This is a genomic window from Glutamicibacter sp. BW78 (assembly GCF_002332245.1).
Taxonomy (GTDB): domain Bacteria; phylum Actinomycetota; class Actinomycetes; order Actinomycetales; family Micrococcaceae; genus Arthrobacter_H; species Arthrobacter_H rhombi_A.
This window is the reverse complement of the sequence record NZ_NRGU01000038.1, coordinates 67,081-83,711: the sequence shown is the minus strand read 5'-3', so window position 1 is coordinate 83,711 and position 16,631 is coordinate 67,081. Positions and strand designations below refer to the sequence as shown.

Below are 16,631 nucleotides of genomic sequence, written 5' to 3'. Positions count from 1 at the left end.
GTGATATCCATGGGTTCTCTCCTCAGGACTTCATGAGGCGGGCAATCGCTTGTGAGGCCTCGACCATTTTTTCCTCGGCCTCGGGCCCACCGGCCTTGGCTGCACCGACGACGCAGTGCCGCAGGTGGTCATCCAAAAGGCCCAATGCGACGTTTTCCAAGGCGGAAGTCAAGGCACTGATCTGGGTGAGGACGTCAATGCAGTACGTATCCTCATCGACCATGCGATGGATGCCGCGGGCTTGGCCTTCGATACGCTTGAGACGGGCGAGATAGCGTGCCTTGTCGTTGATGTATCCATGAACTGCTTCCTCCTCCGGTCCGGTCGATGGCTTTGTCTGGGTGTTCATTGTCTCTGCTCCTGAATTCGCTGAATGAACGATCAATCCTGGGATGGTGGAGGGGTCATTTGGCTTGATGTGCATCGACCATCCTGGCCGTACTATTTTCCGGAGTCAGATCGAGGCGGCGCAGCAACTGCGCATTGAGCGCAACCACGACCGTCGATATGGACATCAGGATAGCTCCGATACTCATGGGCAGTACGAATCCGATCGGTGCCAGCACGCCGGCGGCCAAGGGTACCGAGATCAGGTTGTAGCCGGCGGCCCACCATAGGTTCTGCTTCATCTTCCGGTAGGAGGCGCGGGAAAGGTCGATCACTGACAGAACCGAACGCGGGTCCGAGCTGGCCAGGATGACGCCGGCCGATCCGATGGCGACGTCCGTACCGGCACCGATCGCGATGCCGACATCGGCCCGTGCAAGGGCCGGAGCGTCATTGACACCGTCACCGACCATGGCCACCTTGAGACCCTCGGCTTGGAGTTCGGCGACCTTGGCGGCCTTGTCCTCGGGCCGGACCCCGGCGAAGACCCGGTCGATGCCCAACTCGTCGGCGACGGTGTCGGCGACGGCTTGGGCATCACCGGTGATCATCACGACCTGGACGCCTGCAGCGTGCAAGGCATCGACGGCATCACGGGATTCGGGCCGGATCTCATCGGCCAGCCGCAAAGCACCAATTACGGCACCATCGGTGAGGACATGCAGGATGATCGCCCCCTGGTTGCGCCATTCATCGGCGGCGGACAACTCCTCCAGTCCGTGTTGCTCCAGCAGGTAGGGGCCCCCAACCTCAACCACGACGCCGTCGACGGTGGCCTTGACACCCACGGCGGGGGAAGAGGAGAAATCGGTGGCGTTGGACATGTCCAACTGGCGGGTCCGTGCCGCACCGACGATCGCCTTGGCCAGGGGGTGCTCACTATCGGATTCGGCCGCCGCGGCCAACGCCAATACCGCTTCTTCACTGTGTCCGTCGATGGGCTCAATCGCTGTGATGGTGGGCTTGCCCTTGGTCAGGGTGCCGGTCTTGTCGAACAGGACTGCGTCGACGGTGCGCATGGATTCCAGTGCCAGGCGGTCCTTGATCAGGACGCCGCCACGGGCGGCGCGTTCGGTGGCAATGGAGACCACCAGCGGAATGGCTAGGCCCAGCGCGTGCGGGCAGGCAATCACCAGGACCGTGATGGTTCGCACCACAGCGGCATCCGGAAGACCAATGAATGACCAGACCACGGCGGTGATCGCCGCGGCTCCCAAGGCGAACCAGAACAGCCACGCAGCAGCGGTGTCGGCGATCCGCTGGGCGCGGGAGGAGGAGGCTTGGGCATCGGTGACAAGCTTCTGAATCCCGGCCAGTGCGGTGTCATCCCCGATCGCGGTGACCTCGACCCGCAGGCCCGAGTCGGTGGCCACGGTGCCGGCGACCACATTCGCGCCGACTTCCCGGCGGACCGTTTTGGACTCGCCGGTGACCATGGATTCGTCCATGCTCGCGGAGCCGTCGACGATCCTGCCATCGGCAGGCACCGAGGCGCCGGGCCGGACGATCACCACATCACCGAGTGCCAGCTCCGTCGGCGAGACCGTGACCACGTCGTCGCCGACGATCTTCTCAGCCTCGTCGGGAAGCAGCGCGGCCAATGAATCCAGGGCGGAGGTGGTCTGGGCCAGGGAGCGCATCTCTATCCAGTGGCCCAGCAACATGATGACCACCAGCAGGGCCAGTTCCCACCAGAAGCTCAGTTCCTGGTCGAGCAGTTGCAGACTCGCGCCCAGGGAAGCGATGAACGCCACCGTGATAGCCAACCCGATGAGCAGCATCATTCCCGGCTTGCGCGAGCGCAGCTCCGAAACCGCGCCGGTCAAAAAGGGCGAGCCGCCCCAGAAGTACATGACCGTGCCCAGGATCGGGGAGATCCAGCCAATCCACGCGGCCTCGGGCAACTGATAGCCCACCAGCCCGGCGAACATGTCGCTGAATCCCACCACGGGGAGCGCGAGGACGAGCATGATCCAAAACAGGCGCCGGAACTGCCCGACGTGATCGCCATGGCCAGCATGACCGGAATGGCCATCACCGGCGCCATGGTCCTGGTGGTCGCCGTGGCCGGCATTCCCGCCATGCTCGGCGGTGTGGCCGGCCGTGCCTTCGGGTGCCTCGGCATGCCCGTGCGGGTGATCAGAAACGCCGGCTTCCGGGGCTTGCTGGTGGTCGTGTCGCATACTCACAGCTACTTTCCGATACCCACATCGGGTATCTCCTCCAGAAAAAGTGGGCTCGCTTCCTACCTGATGGCTACCACGGTCGCACGCGAGGCAGGAAGCGGGGCTTCGGTGGGACGCTATGCGACGGCGTATCGGTCGGGGTCGGCATCAAAAAGCGGTCCGCATGAGGCGCAGCACAGCCAATACCGCTGGCCCTGGTAGTCACGGTAGAGGCCCGCCTCTTCGGCATCGGCCTTGACCACCGGGGAGCCGGCCATCACCGGGCACTGTGCCATCTCGACAGCGGGGGCCTGCTCGACGGTGCTCTCTTCCGGTGCGTGGCCGCAGCAGCAACCACTGGAGGAGGTATCGGTCAGGTTCAGGTCTTCGTGTGCAGTCATCGGGTTTTCCTTCTTCATGTTGTTGTGGTGTTACTGATTTTCAGGACTTTGCCGGTTCAGGCACGACTGCCGCACCGGCAGAGGTGGGAGCCTTGACATCGATATCGGCACGGGCCTTGAAGGTGCGAAGACGCAGGCTGTTGGAGACGACGAACACCGAGGAAAGTGCCATTGCTGCCCCGGCGAGCATCGGGTTCAGAAGCCCGAAGGCGGCCAGCGGGATCGCCGCGGCATTGTAGGCGAAGGCCCAGAACAGGTTCATCTTGATCGTGCCCAGCGTTCGGCGTGAGAGCCGGATCGCATCCGCTGCGGCCCGCAGGTCGCCGCGGACCAGGGTGATATCGGCGGCTTCGATGGCCACGTCGGTACCGGTACCCATCGCCAGGCCCAGATCTGCCTGGGCCAGAGCCGGAGCGTCGTTGACGCCGTCACCGACCATCGCCACGATCTTGCCCTCGCCCTGCAGGCGGGTGACGACATCGATCTTGTCCCTGGGCATCACTTCGGCGATGACCTGCTCGATACCGACCTCGGCGGCGACCTGCTCGGCCACGGCCTGGTTGTCACCGGTGAGCAGCACCGGGGTCAGGTCCAGGCCCTTGAACTGCGAGACGGCCTGCGCGCTGGTGGGCTTGATCTGATCCGAAACCACCAACACCCCCCGAGCCTGCCCGTCCCAGCCGACGGCGATCGCGGTCTTGCCCTGGTTCTCGGCAGTCTGCTTCGCGGCGCGCAGCCGCTCATCGAGTTGCTGGGACCACTCGGCCAGCAGCGCCTCGCGCCCGGCGAGCACCGCGTGCCCGTCGACGATGCCCTGCACGCCCTTGCCTTCGACGTTCTCGAAGGATTCCGGGGTGGGCAGGTCTCCGATTTCGGCGGTGGCTCCGGCGGCGATGGCCTGGGCAATGGGGTGCTCGGAGGCATCCTCCAGACTCCCGGCCAGACGCAGGAGCTCGGCCCGATCCACACCGTCCGCGACGAAGACGTCGGTCAACGTCATTTTCCCGGTCGTCACGGTCCCGGTCTTATCCAGCAGGATCGTATCGATGCGTTTGGTGGATTCGAGGACCTCCGGGCCCTTGATCAGCACGCCCATCTGCGCACCACGGCCGGTGCCCACAAGCAGTGCCGTGGGGGTGGCCAAACCCAAGGCGCAGGGGCAGGCGATGATCAGCACCGCCACCGCGGCGGTGAACCCCGCGGACAGCGGGAACCCGGCTCCGATCCACGCTCCCAGGGTGGCCACGGCGATCGCGATCGCGATCGGCACGAACACTCCGGAGACACGGTCGGCGAGGCGCTGGATCTCGGCCTTTCCGGACTGGGCATCCTCGACCAGCGTTGCCATCTGCGCCAATTGGGTATCCGACCCGACCCGGGTGGCGCGCACCACCAGACGGCCACCGGCGTTCACGGTGGCACCGGTGACCGCATCACCTTCACTGACCTCGACGGGCACGGACTCACCGGTGAGCATCGAGGCATCGATCGCCGACTTGCCGGAGGTGATCGTCCCGTCGGTGGCGATCTTCTCCCCCGGGCGGATGACGAATTCGTCCCCGACCGATAGTTCCTCGATCGGCACGCGCTGTTCCTTGCCATCACGCAGGATCGCCACGTCCTTGGCACCGAGCTGCAACAGGGCCCGCAGGGCGGCGCCGGCGGTGCGTTTGGAACGCTTCTCGAAGTAGCGGCCCATGAGAATGAAGGTGATCACCCCTGCGGCGACCTCAAGGTAGATGTTTCCCAGCCCGTCGCTGCGCGAGATCGTCAATTCGAAGGGATGGACCACCCCGGGCTGTCCGGCGGTGCCGAAGAACAGTGCAACGATCGACCACAGCATCGCCGCCGTGGTGCCAACGGAGATGAGGGTGTCCATCGTGGCCGCACCGTGCTTGAGGTTCATCCATGCAGCACGGTGGAAGGGCCACCCGGCCCACACCACCACAGGTGCCGCCAGGACCAAGGAGGCGAAGCCCCAGTAGTCGAACTGGAGCACGGGAATCATCGCCATCGCGATCACCGGGACCGCGAGCGTCGCTGCGCCGATGAGCCGTTGGCGCAGCGAACGCAGTTCAACGTCCTCGGCGGACTCGGACTCCTCCTGTGGATCATCCCCGGAACCCTTCGGCGGGGCGGGCAGGACCGCGGTGTAGCCGGTCTTTTCCACCTCGGCGATCAGGGACTGCGGATCCAAGCCATCCGGTCCGGTGACCTTGGCCTTCTCCGTGGCGTAGTTGACGCTGGCGGTGACCCCGTCGAGCTTATTGAGCTTCTTCTCGATGCGATTCGCACAGGAAGCGCACGTCATCCCGCCGATCTGCAATTCGACGCTGCCCATGGTCCTTTCGTCCGCGGTCATGACTGCCTTCCTTCTTCGTGCTCGCCTTCGTTGGCTTCGCCGGGTTTCCCGCCCCCATCGTTGGGTGAGACGGACTCGAACGCGTTCTCCGGCTCAGCGGCCCCTATTGTTTTCGGCTTGCCCCAGTGGGGGCTGGTGTACGTAGGTGCCAGACCCCCTTCATGCAGGGCGGCGAGGTGTTCAAAAGCTCCCAGATCGGACGCCAGCTCCGTGACTGGCTCCCCCGCACCGGTGTTGGCCAGCTCCGGCTGCGAGGACCTGTCCTCCGTGAGGTCGTCCTCCACGACGTCGAAGCCATCAACCGTGGTCTTGGCTACCGGATCCTCAGGTACCGGATCGAACTCTTCCGTTTCCTGCGTCCAATCCTGAACGGTCTCCTCCGGGACGACCGCGCCCGCCGTGGCGAAAGCCACGACGAACACGACCACGAGGACCAACCCGTACAGGACCAGCCGTACTGGTGCCTTCATATCAGCTCCTGACGGCGGTGTATCCGGCCTCGTCGACCGCGGCGAGCACCGCGGCGTCGTCGACCTCCCTGTCGGAGTTGACGGCCAAGCGGCCGGTGGCTGCGCTGACCTCGATGTCGGTGACGCCGGAGATCTCGGAGAGCTCATTGCGGATCGCGCTCTCGCAGTGTCCGCAGCTCATTCCGGTCACCTGGTATTCGGTCGTGGTCATGATTGACACTCCTTCACTCGTGTACTGGTCACTGAACTTTATACCCCTAGGGGGTATGGGTCAATGGATCGTCGTCTCATCTTCAGCCTGCTGCTCCTCGCCTGTGGGGCGGACATGGCGCAGGCGGATGGCAGCGATGATCGCTGCAACGCCGGCTACGGCGGCCGAAACGATGGCGGCGGTGTTCAGCCCACCGGTGAACGCCTCCTGAGCCGCAGCAACCAACTGTTCACCGAGCGCCCCCGGTAGCTCCGCGGCCGAGACCAGTGCGCCCTCGATGCTGTCGGAGGCCGCGGCCGCGGCGTCGGCGGGCAACCCCTCCGGGAGTGTGCCCGTGATCTGGTTTCGGTAGGCAACCACGCCGACGCTGCCGATCAGCGCGACGCCGAGGGAGATCCCGAGGTCGTTCACCGTGGTCGCCAGGCCCGAAGCACCGCCGGCCTTCTTCGGCGGGACCGAGCTCACCACCAGGTCGGTGGTCAGTGCCATCGCCGGGGCCACGCCTGGGTAGGTGATCACGAAGCTGGCGATCACCAGCGCCAGACCGGTTCCGGCGTCGAGCTGGGTGAACAGGATGTAGCCGACGGCCTGGTTGAGTAGGCCGATGGCGATCACGTTGCCGGGTCGGAACTTCCGGGCGAGTACCGGTGAGAGGGTGGAAACCTCGATCAGTACCGCTGCCGCCGGGAGAATCACGAACCCGGCCTGCAAGGGTGAAAGGCCCTGTACTTGTTGGTGGTACTGCGCAAACAGCTGGTAAACCCCGCCCAGGGCTGCCGCGGAAAGCAGGAACACCGGGAGAGCCCCACTGACGGTGCGGTTGCGGAACAAGCGCACGTCCAGCAGCGGCTGTTTCGCGCGAAGCTGCCGGATCACGAACCACAGGCTGACCGGGGAGCCAATCGCCAGCAACCCACTCGAGGGGCCCGCCGGTTGTTGCGTAGCGAACCGTTTGATGTCGGAGATAGTCGCCAGCAAAGACGCCACCGAGAGCAGTGCAACGAGAAACCAACGAACACCTCAACGGTCTCCTGCGTCAGTACTTCCCCCCAAGGAACCGACCCATCAAGATGGAATGCCAAGGAAGTCCAGGCCATCGCGACCGTGATGAACAACAGGCCCCGCGGAGTCCTCGGATGGAAGAACCCTGCAGAGGCCTCCACAGATCAACTTGCTCATCGAAGCGCTAGCGATACGGGTCCGCAATTAGGAAGAACGCCTGCGACAACGCGAAGGCCAGCAAGACACAATCCAGCGCTGACTCATGAACATAAGCCGGTTGTGGCACGGCCTCATCTTCGATTTGCCGATTGCATTTGCGACAACATCATGGCGGAAGTACTAAATCCGCTATTCACGGTCGAGCAGCTGCGGAACAAGGATCCATAGAGGAATATCAATATCCTCGAGGTAGCTGTCGCCGCGTGGGCCGGATAGTCCAATTTCCGGCGGCTTCACGGCAAGCTCGGCCACGTCCCACCTGCCAAGAATGAACCCCTGAACTCTGCGGTCAACGAGCCGGAACCAGTATCAACTACCAGCTAAGTTGGTCTCCACCAAACCGGCGCCTTGACATATAAATGAGGACTTGTTGTTTCAGGCAGTACCGAGGAAGCTGGAAAGGCCCTACGCGGGCAACGCAAGCAATCTCCAGGAGGTATCTCCCATGGCAAGAACGGTCAGCGATTTCGTGATCGAACGCATCAGGGAATGGGGTGTCAGCCGCGTTTTCGGTTTCCCCGGAGACGGGATCGGCGCCTTTGACGGGGCCCTGGGTAGAGCCGAGCGCGAGGACGACGGGGTGGACTACATCCGGCCGACCCACGAGGAGATCTGCTCGCTGATGGCCACCGCCCACGCCAAGTTCACCGGCGAGGTCGGGGTCTGCGTGGCGACGTCCTCCCCCGGGGTGTTCCACCTGCTCAACGGGCTCTACGACGCCCAGATGGACAACCAGCCGGTCGTCGCCTTCGTCGGTCAGCAGGGCCTGAACGCCCTGGGCACCTTCGGCCAGCAGGTCAGCAACCTGGAACGGACGTTGTCCGATGTCGCGGTCTATGTGCAGACGATCGTCTCCCCCGAACAGGCCCAAGCCGTCGTGGACACCGCCTTCCGCACCGCCCGCGTCAGGCTTGGCCCCGCCGTCGTCATCCTCCCGCACGATGTCCAGGACCAGAAGATGCCCGAACTGAGTCCACAAAGCTGGGTCTCACGCTCCAGCGCCGTCGCCCCCTCCACCGCCGTCGTGCCACCCCACAGCGAGATCCTCAAAGCTGCCGAGATCATCAACGCCGGCTCCAAGGTGACCTTCCTCGTCGGGCACGGCGCCAACGGGGCCACCCAAGAGGTCCTGAAGGCCGCCGAACTCTGTGGTGCCGGGATCATCACGGCGCTACGGGCCAAACAGGTCATCCCCTCCGACGTCCCCCACCACTCCCAACAGCTCGGACTCCTGGGTTCGCGGCCCAGCGTGGATCAGATGGCCGACTGCGACACCCTGGTGTTGCTGGGCACCAACTACCCCTACGCCCAGTTCCTGCCGAAGTCCGGACAGGCCCGGGCGATCCAAGTGGACCTCAAACCCGAACAGATGGGGCTGCGCTACCCCACCGAACTGAACCTCTGGGGCGATGTGAAGGAAACCCTCACCGCCCTGATCCCCCATCTGCAAGCCACCGCGGACCTCTCCTGGCAGGACGGCGTCGTGCAGGGGATGAAGGAGTGGGAGTCGGAGATGGAGGCCGAAGCCATGGTCTCCTACCACGACGGCGTGAACCCGCGCCGGGTCTATCACGAGCTCAACCGGCGCCTTCCCCCGCGCGCCATCGTCACCGCAGACGCGGGATCCACCGCAGACTGGTACGGCCACCACATCCGGCTGCGCGAGGGGATGATGGGCGACCTCTCGGGCCGACTGGCCACCATGTTGGCGGCGATGCCCTATGCCACGGCGGCGAAGTTCGCCTACCCCGAGCGCAGCGTCATCTGCACGATCGGTGATGGTGCCTTCCAGATGCTGGGCATGAACGAGCTCATCACGATCAAGAAATACCTCTCGCGGTGGGATAACCCTCAGTTGATCATCCTGGTGCTGCATAATGACGACCTCAACCAGGTCTCCTGGGAGATGCGCACCGAGGATGGCAACCCGCTCTGGCCGGCCTCCCAGGACGTGGAAACCATGGACTACGCCGGTTACGCGGAGTTGCTGGGTTTCCAGGGGATCCAGGTCAGGACCGACGACGAGGTGGCCGCCGCCTGGGATGCCGCCTTCGCCCACCGGGGTGTCACCCTCATCGATGCCTACACCAGCAAGAGTGTTCCGCCGCTTCCGCCGAAGGTGGCATTCGAGTTCGCCAAGAACACCGGGATGGCCCTGCTCAAGGGGGACCCTGAAGGGCTCGATGTCATGCGCGATACGGCCAAGGCGGTGTTCACCGAAGGCGTGGAGCGCGTCAAGGGCTCCCTGCACCTGGGGCACGAGCAGAAGCCGGAATCCGGGAACGGGCGGTAACGCGCAACCGGGAACGAATAAACCTTGCTGGGGGCAGGGCACCGGCCTACATTGGAAGGAACGTCAGCTCCATTCCCAGGGGAGGAATCATGCGCGTCGTTCTGGTCATCATTCGGCTGCTCTTGCTGGTGACGGCGGTCGTGGCCATCGTGGGTGCTTTCACGGTCGTGGGCAGCGAAGCAGGTCGTGAGTTCTTCCACAGCAACCAAAACATGTGGTCCGGTCTGCTGGGTCTGTTCGTGGCGTTCTCGGCCGGGATTTCCGTCGCCGGCGCCGTGAGCCCACGCTGGATCCTCGCCCACCCCGGCGGCGCCCTCTTCGCCCTGGTGCCCCTGGTGGTCCTCCTGCTCATCAGGTTCTATTCGGCGTTCGATCACCCCGTCACCCTGAACGTGGCCCTGCTGGGTGCCTTATTCGCGCTGCTCGCCCTGCTTCTGCAGCCGGCCGCAGTGCTGGCCCTGCGCAAGGAAAACGCCCGACGCCCCCGCTCGGTGGACCGCGAACGGGCCTTCTAACTGAGTCCGGCCTCATCCATCGAGACGATGACCCGGCCCTCGCTCGTTCCGGCCAGCAGCGATTCGAAGGCCCGCGGCAGACTCTCAATCCCGGTGAATCCGGTGTGGATCCCGCGGACCGTCCCCTCGCGCGCCCAGTGGCCGACCTCGGCCTCGAATTGGGGGCGCAGGTCCTCATGTTCGGTGACGGTGAAGCCACGCATGGTCAGTTCCCCGTAGATCAGCCGGGTGTAGTTCCGTGGCGCCCCAGCACCGGTGCCCTTCGCCACCGCCCCGCAGATCACGACGCGGCCACCATGGCGGAGCATCTCCAGCGCGGCTTCGAGCTGTTCGCCGCCGACGTTGTCGTAGTAGAGATCGATCCCGTCGGGCGCTGCCTGACGCAGGAGGTCCAGTGCCGGGCCGTCATGCCGGTTCACTGCGGCGTCGGCACCCAAGGTCCCGGTGACCAGCTCAACCTTCTCCGCCGAACCGACGCAACCAATCACCCGGGCACCGCGGGCCTTGGCGAACTGCACGGCGCAGCTTCCCACCCCGCCGCCCGCACCGGTGATGTAGACGTCTTCCCCCGCCTGGACCTGGGCCACATGAATCATCCCGGTATAGGCGGTGAAACCCACATGCCCCAAAATCGTCAGATGGTCTTCCCACGCCAGGTCTTCGGTTTCGGCGCCGATCCGGCGGAGGTCCCGGGAGTCGCAGACATCGATACTGCGCCAGTGGACCTTGCCCACGGCCAGGTCCCCGACGGCGTACGCATCGCTGGCCGATTCGATGACCTCGACGACCGCGTCGCTGGCGGGGGTATCCCCCACCCCGATCCCTGGCCCGTAGGCCGTGCCTTCGCTGCCGATCCGCGAGGCCAATCCGGCATTCAAACCGAGCCGACGAACGGCGACGAGCACCTGACCCGGCCGGGGTTCGGGGGCTTCGGCATCGAAGACCCCGAAGTTCGCTGCGGTGACGGAGGAATCGGGTAATGCGGTGAGCTGGATTTCCTGGCTTTTCATGCCCCCACCGTAGACCCGTCCCGTGCCACCCCCCAAGGATTGGCACGGGACGGGAGTCATCGGGTCTTCCACGTCCGCCGGAGCGGATTCCTGGCCCTAGGCCGGATGCGTGGAGACGAGTTTGGCGTGGACGACGATGTTGTCGGCGTGACGCTGCGTGGCCTTATCGAAGGCACCACCGCAGGTGATCACCCGCAACTCGGCATCTTCGGTGTTGGCGTAGGTGCCAGCGCTGGAGAAGGCATCCTTTTTGGTTTGGATGATCTGCGTGACCTTGAAGACCGCTACCTTGCCGTCGGCGCGGGTCACCGAGATCTCATCCTTCTTGCGCAGGTCCCCGAGCTTGAAGAACACTGCCGGTCCTTCGTCTGCCGTGGCGGTCACATGCCCCAACAGCACTGCGGGGCCTTGTTCGCCCGGCGAGGGGCCGCGCTTATACCAACCGGCAGGTGCGTCCGGATCCAACGGGGGAACCCCGATGGACCCATCGGCTTTGAGTCCCACGTTCAGCAGGTCGGTATCGACGCCGATGGACGGGATATCCAGACGGACCGGTTGGGAACGCTTTAGTGGCTTCGGCGCAGCGGCCTGGGTCGGCTTCGGCTTGGGCTTCGGCGCCTTCGACGATGCTTCGGCCTTGGCCTGGGGCTTGGTCGGGGTGGCCGACGGCATGGACGTTGGCGGTGGGGAGGAGGTGGGGCTCACGCTGGGCGTATCAGCGATGGCCTCGGAGGCCGGCGGCGAGGGTGGTGGTGCTTCCCCCCGCGCGCCGACTCCGATCAGGACTGCTCCGACGAGGCCGACCGTTGCGGTCACCGCTATCGCGGTGATGCGACGACCGCGGCCGTTGCGTGGATTCTTCCGTGCGTGCTTCATCGGTTCAGTCCTTCTCTTTTCCGGGTGTGTCTTTCCTAGTTCTGGCCTGCCTGACGACGGCGGACCATGAAGACACCGGCGCCGGCAGCTGCCAGAACCAGGCCGCCACCCAGAGCAATGGTGGAGGCGTCCATGCCTGCGGTGCTGCCACCACCGGTCTCAGGATTGCCCTGCGGCATATCCATCTGCCCGGCAGTCAACGTGCCGCAGAGTGCGGGCGCGGTGGCTGCCAACGGCAGTTCGGGAACCAGCTCGGACTTGGCTGCCTGGGCATCCTTACCCAGGGTGGCCGGATCGAGCCCGTGAACGACGACGGAAGCCTGACCATTCTTGATTCCGTCGATCGTCTTCTGGTTCATTTCGAAGGTGCGCTCGTAGGTGAAGCTGTCACCCATGCCCGCGACCTTCAGGTCGGTGGCCGCCTTGGGGCTGGTGTCGCCCTTGGTGGACAACGTCGTGGCCACCTCGCCGTAGGCGGCACCACCCTCGGGAGTGCTGACCACACCGTCGCCGTTCTTGTCATTGGCGATGGTCGGGCACTTGCCCGTCTCGTTCATGGTCACGTGGGCGTGCTGGACGTGCGGGTACGGGTTGCCATCGAAGGTCTTGGCCAGGCCGCTGACCTTCTCCGACACCGTGGCCATGTTCCCGTCAAGGGTGATGGACACGGAGCCGGAGGCACCGCTGCCGTTTTGTTCGGTCAGCTGAGCCGAGTATGAATCCGCTGCTTGAGCCCCTGCCGCGGAAAACGCGACCATTCCCAGCGCCATTGCCGGGACGGCCAGTAGTTGGAGGTTTCTCTTCATGATCTTTCCTTCCATCGGTGGCCCCCGTCGCGATCGGCGGAAACCGGTGTTCGTGATGCGTTCATGATTCACAACACCTGTGGAGGTGCCGCACAACACATTCGGAACCCTGCACGTTCCCGGATTGGAAGAAGTTGAAGTTATTTTTCTGGCCCGTCCAGACCCCCCTGAGCCAACCGCCGTTTCGTCTTGGCGGTGGCTATGGAAGACCACGGGTCCTCGGGCCACGGATGCTTGGGATATTTCCCCCGCATCTCGGCCCTGACCTGTGCGTAGGGCCCCGACCAGAACGAGGCGAGATCATCGGTCACCGCCAAAGCACTGCCTCGTGGGGAGAGCAGATGGAACAAAACCGGCACCCGGTCATCGACCAGGCGGGGTGTGGCGGCCCAGCCGAAGCATTCCTGGAGTTTTACTGCGACGACGGGGCGGGCCTCGGGATCGTCGATTGCCGGGTAGTCGATGCGCACCTTGGATCCACTGGGGACCTGCAACCGTTCCGGAGCCAGATCGGCGAATCTCGAGCCTTGCGGCCAGGGAAGGAGCCGGCGCAACGGGTCGCTCAGGTCAATCGATGTCACGCTGGCGCCGGCGGCCAGTGCTTGGAGTTCCGGGCCCAACCATTCATCCAACCGGCCCAGCAGGGCCCGCTCGCCGACATCGGGCCACGGGGCGCCCAGCTCACGGTGCAGCAAGGCCATGCGGCGGCGCAATCCATCGGCTCCTGGGGAGAAGCCGATGATTCCCAGCCCCTCGGATTCCAGGGCGGTGGCCACCGCGGCTGCCGCTTCTTCCACCGAGGCGCGCACCGGCGTCGTCCCCAGAACGATGGACCCCAGCCGGCGTTCCCTACGAGCCAACACCTTGCCGGAGGCGAAACGTGCGTGCACCCGATCGGTGAGCAGCTGCCCGGCGGCGGCTTGGGCCGTCTCGGCATCCAGTGGTGCTGCGGAGCGGATGACGGCGCCGGTTCCCGCGGCGGCACGGCCCGCAGCACGGGAAACGTCCGCGACGGCCAGCCACTGCTGCCCGGCCAGCGAGGACCCGGCGGGCAGTCCGGCGCGGGTCCCCGAGGCCAGGAGGTAGCTCTCCCCCACTGCCCCTTCAACCCTCCGGGCGATCCGGTCGGGGTAGGCCAAGGCGACGATCAGTCCCGCTTCCGAAGCGGCGCCGGCCCCCGGAGAGAGGGCAGCGGCAGCCGCGGGAACCTTCGGTGGCCGGCTGCGGGCGAGGATGGCTTCAAGCCGGGTGGTTTCGCGTTTCCAGGCCCTGCTGGAAGGCTCTGAACCGGAGCGCAGGGCTGCGAGCAGCCGGTTCAGGTCGGCTCCGGGGGCGCGGGCATCCCCGGCGACCATGGCCACGATTTCTGCGACGGAACGGGCAGCTGCCTGCTGTTTCGTCCCGGTCCGTCCGCCCCGTGCTGCCGCGCGCTGCCAGGCGGTTCCGTCGATCAGTGCCCGGGCCAGGCGCGGTTCGGCGGGGATCCCCGACAAGGTGCGGCCCAGGTCGGTGGCCAGGCCGTCGCCGTCAATGGCCCCGAGCTCGTCGAGTACGGCCACCGCATCGGCCAGGGTGGCCTGGGGTGGGTCCTGCGGCAGTTTGAGCCCGCGCCCACCCGGTGCACCCCAGCAGGCCAAGGTCAATGCGGCGCCGGTCAGTTCGGCAACGGCGATTTCGGGGGTCGGGTGCGCCGGGGCGGCGCCGAAGCTCTTCTGGTCGTAGCAGCGGACCACGGTGCCCGGTCCCTGCCGGGCGGCACGGCCGGCCCGCTGTTCCGCTGAGGCCCGGGAGGCCGAGACCGTCACCAATCCGGTCATCCCGCGGGTGGCATCGCGACGGGGTTCACGGGCGAGCCCCGAGTCGATGACCAGCCGGACACCGGGAACGGTCAACGAGGATTCGGCCAGCGAGGTGGAGACGACCACGCGGGGCCGGTCTCCCGCGGCCCGACCGCGCACGGCCCGGTCCTGGCTGGCACTGTCGATCTGGCCGTGCAGTTCCAGGACCTCGACGGCAGGGCCGACCTGGCGGCGCAACGATCCGGCCACCTGGGCGACTTCCCACGCCCCGGGGACGAAGACCAGGGCATCGACGGCAGGATCGGCGGCCAGCGCCTCTCGATGGGCCGCCGCAGCCGTGGTCGCCACATACTCCAGGAAACCCCGGGTGACTCCGCGTTCATCCAGCCGGGCCACGGCTGCCGGTTCCCACCGGGTGTCCAACCGGTGCAAGGCCGAGGGGCAGTCGATCACCGGAGCCGGCCCATCGCCGTCGTACGTGGACAATAATGCGGCAAAGCGTGGGGCATCCAGGGTCGCCGACATGGCCAGGAAAGCCAGGTCTCCGCGCAGTTCGTGGACCTCGGCCAGCAGCCCCAGCAACAGATCGGTGTCCAGCGCCCGTTCGTGGACCTCGTCGATGATGACCGCGCCGACGCCCTCCAGCCCGGGATCGGCCAGCAGCCGGCGCAACAGGATGCCGGGGGTCACGAATTCAACCCGGGTGTCGGGCCCGGCATGGTGTTCGCCGCGGACCGTGTATCCCACCCGATCCCCGACCCGGCTGCCGTCGAGGTGTGCCAGACGCCGGGCCGCGGCCCGGGCGGCGACCCGGCGGGGCTGGGTGACGATCACCCGGCCGGACAGATTCGCCACCAGGGGTGGCACCAAGGTGGTCTTGCCGGTCCCCGGTGGTGCCTGCACGACGGCGGTGCCCGCCGGGGCCTTCACGGTCAGGGCGTCTTCGAGCCCGGGCAGCGATGTGGCGAAGACCAGCCCCGCGCCCAGTCTCTCCAGGTCGAAGGGCAGGTCGGCGTCGGGGGTCGGGGAAGTCACCTACCCATTGTGCCCGGTCAGGATCAGTCGAAGACCAACACCAGACGCCCGCGGACTCCGCCGGCCTCCAAACGGGTATGCGCTTCGGCGGCGCGATCGGCCGGCAGGACGTCCGCCACCCGCAGGCTCAGCTGGCCGTCTTCGACCAGTTCGCGCAATTCATCGAGCTTTCCGTCCGAGTGGTAGTCGGCGGGAACGGAGACCTGATGGATGGTGATGCCGCGTTGAGTGGGTCCGCTGAAACCACGCACGGTCGCGAAGCCGCCGCCGTCCTTGACGGCAGGCAAGGCCAACGCGTTCTGCACCGCCGCGTCCAGCAGTCCGTCGACGCCATCGGGGTAGAGCCCTCGGATATGTTGGGCGACATCGTCACCGCGCGGGACCAGATGATCCGCTCCCGTTGCCTCGACGATCTGCCGGTCCTTCTCAGCGACGTCCGCGACGACAGTCAGCCCGGCGTGCTTGGCCAGCTGGATCGCATAGCCACCCATGGTTCCCGCGGCCCCGTTGACCGCCAGGACCTGTCCAGGCTGCAGGTCCAGCAGCCGCAGGGCCTGCATCGCGGTCAGCCCGTTCATCGGCAGCGTGGAGGCCGTCTCGAGATCGGTCCCTGCCGGAATCATGGCCACCGAATCGGCATCGGCCACCAGGTGGGAGACGTAGGCACCTCCGTGTTCGCCGTCGGGCAGGGCCATGGCCATCACCTCGTCGCCGAGGGAGAATCCTGCCCCGTCGCCGACTTCGTCGATGACACCCGCGGCATCCATGCCCGGGACGTACGGGGGTTTCTTGGCCGCGGTGACCGCCGCGTTGGCTCCGGCGCGCACCCCGGTATCCGTAGGACTGACGGCGATGGCGCGGACCTTGATCCGCACCTGCCCCGGGCCGGCATGCGGCTCGGGAACTTCGTGGATGGCGAGGGCTTCGGGCCCTCCGAATTCGGTGACTCCAATAACCTTCATATAGGCGCCAACGGCTGAATCTGCCCGATTATTCCGTGGGGCGCGTCCTCCGGCGAGCACGGCATTCAACCCCCCGGCCCAAAGAATGACATGATCGGACGTGACCACGCCCCCCTGA

At 65.9% G+C, this 16,631-nt stretch carries 15 protein-coding genes and 1 pseudogene; 3 read left to right on the top strand and 13 right to left on the bottom strand.

The annotated features are described in order from the left end of the window. Nucleotides 1-22: 22 nt before the first annotated feature. The 7 genes from CIK75_RS10625 to CIK75_RS10595 form a co-directional block, all read right to left on the bottom strand. The gene (locus CIK75_RS10625; RefSeq protein ID WP_096224124.1) at nucleotides 23-349 is read right to left on the bottom strand and encodes a metal-sensitive transcriptional regulator; all 327 of its coding nucleotides are present in this window, start codon (nucleotides 347-349) and stop codon (nucleotides 23-25) included. Between the two features lie 55 nt (nucleotides 350-404). Next, nucleotides 405-2,357, bottom strand: a complete 1,953-nt coding sequence (locus tag CIK75_RS10620; RefSeq protein WP_096224421.1) for a heavy metal translocating P-type ATPase — start codon at nucleotides 2,355-2,357, stop codon at nucleotides 405-407. A 332-nt stretch (nucleotides 2,358-2,689) separates the two neighbouring features. Further along, entirely contained in the window at nucleotides 2,690-2,953 is a 264-nt protein-coding gene (locus CIK75_RS10615; protein WP_096224122.1) for a YHS domain-containing protein, read from the bottom strand. 40 nt (nucleotides 2,954-2,993) lie between these two features. Continuing rightward, a complete protein-coding gene (locus tag CIK75_RS10610; RefSeq protein WP_241895406.1) occupies nucleotides 2,994-5,315 on the bottom strand; it encodes a heavy metal translocating P-type ATPase in 2,322 nt (773 codons plus the stop codon). Beyond that, on the bottom strand, nucleotides 5,312-5,785 hold the full coding sequence (locus CIK75_RS10605) for a hypothetical protein (RefSeq protein ID WP_096224121.1): 474 nt from the start codon (nucleotides 5,783-5,785) through the stop codon (nucleotides 5,312-5,314). Before CIK75_RS10605 ends, CIK75_RS10610 begins: the two co-directional genes overlap by 4 nt. A 1-nt stretch (nucleotide 5,786) precedes the next feature. Beyond that, nucleotides 5,787-5,996 carry a heavy-metal-associated domain-containing protein gene (locus CIK75_RS10600; RefSeq protein WP_198962432.1) on the bottom strand — a complete coding sequence of 70 codons (210 nt, stop codon included), beginning with the start codon at nucleotides 5,994-5,996 and terminating at the stop codon, nucleotides 5,787-5,789. A gap of 60 nt (nucleotides 5,997-6,056) precedes the next feature. After that, nucleotides 6,057-6,983 (bottom strand): MFS transporter, encoded by a 927-nt coding sequence (locus tag CIK75_RS10595; protein ID WP_343251899.1) that lies wholly within the window; start codon nucleotides 6,981-6,983, stop codon nucleotides 6,057-6,059. Nucleotides 6,984-6,994: 11 nt separating this feature from the next. Between CIK75_RS10595 and CIK75_RS16550 the strand changes: the two are divergent. Continuing rightward, a pseudogene (locus CIK75_RS16550) lies at nucleotides 6,995-7,154 on the top strand (IS30 family transposase); the annotation flags it as partial. Nucleotides 7,155-7,346: 192 nt separating this feature from the next. On the opposite strand, the gene CIK75_RS16615 reads toward CIK75_RS16550, so the two are convergent. After that, nucleotides 7,347-7,469: a hypothetical protein gene (locus CIK75_RS16615; protein ID WP_256382361.1), complete on the bottom strand. Its 123-nt coding sequence runs from the start codon at nucleotides 7,467-7,469 to the stop codon at nucleotides 7,347-7,349. A 193-nt stretch (nucleotides 7,470-7,662) separates the two neighbouring features. Here CIK75_RS16615 and CIK75_RS10590 point away from each other — a divergent pair, with 193 nt between their 5' ends. Further along, nucleotides 7,663-9,510: a thiamine pyrophosphate-requiring protein gene (locus CIK75_RS10590; protein WP_096224119.1), complete on the top strand. Its 1,848-nt coding sequence runs from the start codon at nucleotides 7,663-7,665 to the stop codon at nucleotides 9,508-9,510. Nucleotides 9,511-9,599: 89 nt separating this feature from the next. Beyond that, nucleotides 9,600-10,025 carry a hypothetical protein gene (locus CIK75_RS10585; RefSeq protein ID WP_096224117.1) on the top strand — a complete coding sequence of 142 codons (426 nt, stop codon included), beginning with the start codon at nucleotides 9,600-9,602 and terminating at the stop codon, nucleotides 10,023-10,025. On the opposite strand, the gene CIK75_RS10580 is transcribed toward CIK75_RS10585, so the two are convergent. The 5 genes from CIK75_RS10580 to CIK75_RS10560 form a co-directional block, all read right to left on the bottom strand. Continuing rightward, a complete protein-coding gene (locus tag CIK75_RS10580; protein ID WP_096224419.1) occupies nucleotides 10,022-11,035 on the bottom strand; it encodes an NADP-dependent oxidoreductase in 1,014 nt (337 codons plus the stop codon). The genes CIK75_RS10585 and CIK75_RS10580 overlap by 4 nt on opposite strands. A gap of 96 nt (nucleotides 11,036-11,131) precedes the next feature. Then, nucleotides 11,132-11,911, bottom strand: a complete 780-nt coding sequence (locus CIK75_RS10575; protein ID WP_096224115.1) for a class F sortase — start codon at nucleotides 11,909-11,911, stop codon at nucleotides 11,132-11,134. A gap of 35 nt (nucleotides 11,912-11,946) precedes the next feature. Further along, complete coding sequence (locus CIK75_RS10570; protein ID WP_086997214.1) at nucleotides 11,947-12,717, bottom strand: hypothetical protein; 771 nt, start codon at nucleotides 12,715-12,717, stop codon at nucleotides 11,947-11,949. Nucleotides 12,718-12,857: 140 nt separating this feature from the next. Beyond that, entirely contained in the window at nucleotides 12,858-15,551 is a 2,694-nt protein-coding gene (gene hrpB, locus CIK75_RS10565) for an ATP-dependent helicase HrpB (RefSeq protein WP_096224113.1), read from the bottom strand. A gap of 23 nt (nucleotides 15,552-15,574) precedes the next feature. Continuing rightward, the gene (locus CIK75_RS10560; RefSeq protein WP_096224418.1) at nucleotides 15,575-16,513 is read right to left on the bottom strand and encodes an NADP-dependent oxidoreductase; all 939 of its coding nucleotides are present in this window, start codon (nucleotides 16,511-16,513) and stop codon (nucleotides 15,575-15,577) included. Between the last annotated feature and the right edge of the window lie 118 nt (nucleotides 16,514-16,631).

Bases quoted from the DNA above. Each gene is read 5' to 3' on its own strand.
- CIK75_RS10575 (WP_096224115.1), bottom strand. From the start codon at position 11,911: ATGAAGCACGCACGGAAGAATCCACGCAACGGCCGCGGTCGTCGCATC.
- CIK75_RS10625 (WP_096224124.1), bottom strand. From the start codon at position 349: ATGAACACCCAGACAAAGCCATCGACCGGACCGGAGGAGGAAGCAGTT.
- CIK75_RS10605 (WP_096224121.1), bottom strand. From the start codon at position 5,785: ATGAAGGCACCAGTACGGCTGGTCCTGTACGGGTTGGTCCTCGTGGTC.
- CIK75_RS10615 (WP_096224122.1), bottom strand. From the start codon at position 2,953: ATGACTGCACACGAAGACCTGAACCTGACCGATACCTCCTCCAGTGGT.
- CIK75_RS10585 (WP_096224117.1), top strand. From the start codon at position 9,600: ATGCGCGTCGTTCTGGTCATCATTCGGCTGCTCTTGCTGGTGACGGCG.
- CIK75_RS10610 (WP_241895406.1), bottom strand. From the start codon at position 5,315: ATGACCGCGGACGAAAGGACCATGGGCAGCGTCGAATTGCAGATCGGC.
- CIK75_RS10600 (WP_198962432.1), bottom strand. From the start codon at position 5,996: ATGACCACGACCGAATACCAGGTGACCGGAATGAGCTGCGGACACTGC.
- CIK75_RS10570 (WP_086997214.1), bottom strand. From the start codon at position 12,717: ATGAAGAGAAACCTCCAACTACTGGCCGTCCCGGCAATGGCGCTGGGA.
- CIK75_RS10620 (WP_096224421.1), bottom strand. From the start codon at position 2,357: ATGCTCGTCCTCGCGCTCCCCGTGGTGGGATTCAGCGACATGTTCGCC.
- CIK75_RS10560 (WP_096224418.1), bottom strand. From the start codon at position 16,513: ATGAAGGTTATTGGAGTCACCGAATTCGGAGGGCCCGAAGCCCTCGCC.
- CIK75_RS10580 (WP_096224419.1), bottom strand. From the start codon at position 11,035: ATGAAAAGCCAGGAAATCCAGCTCACCGCATTACCCGATTCCTCCGTC.
- CIK75_RS10590 (WP_096224119.1), top strand. From the start codon at position 7,663: ATGGCAAGAACGGTCAGCGATTTCGTGATCGAACGCATCAGGGAATGG.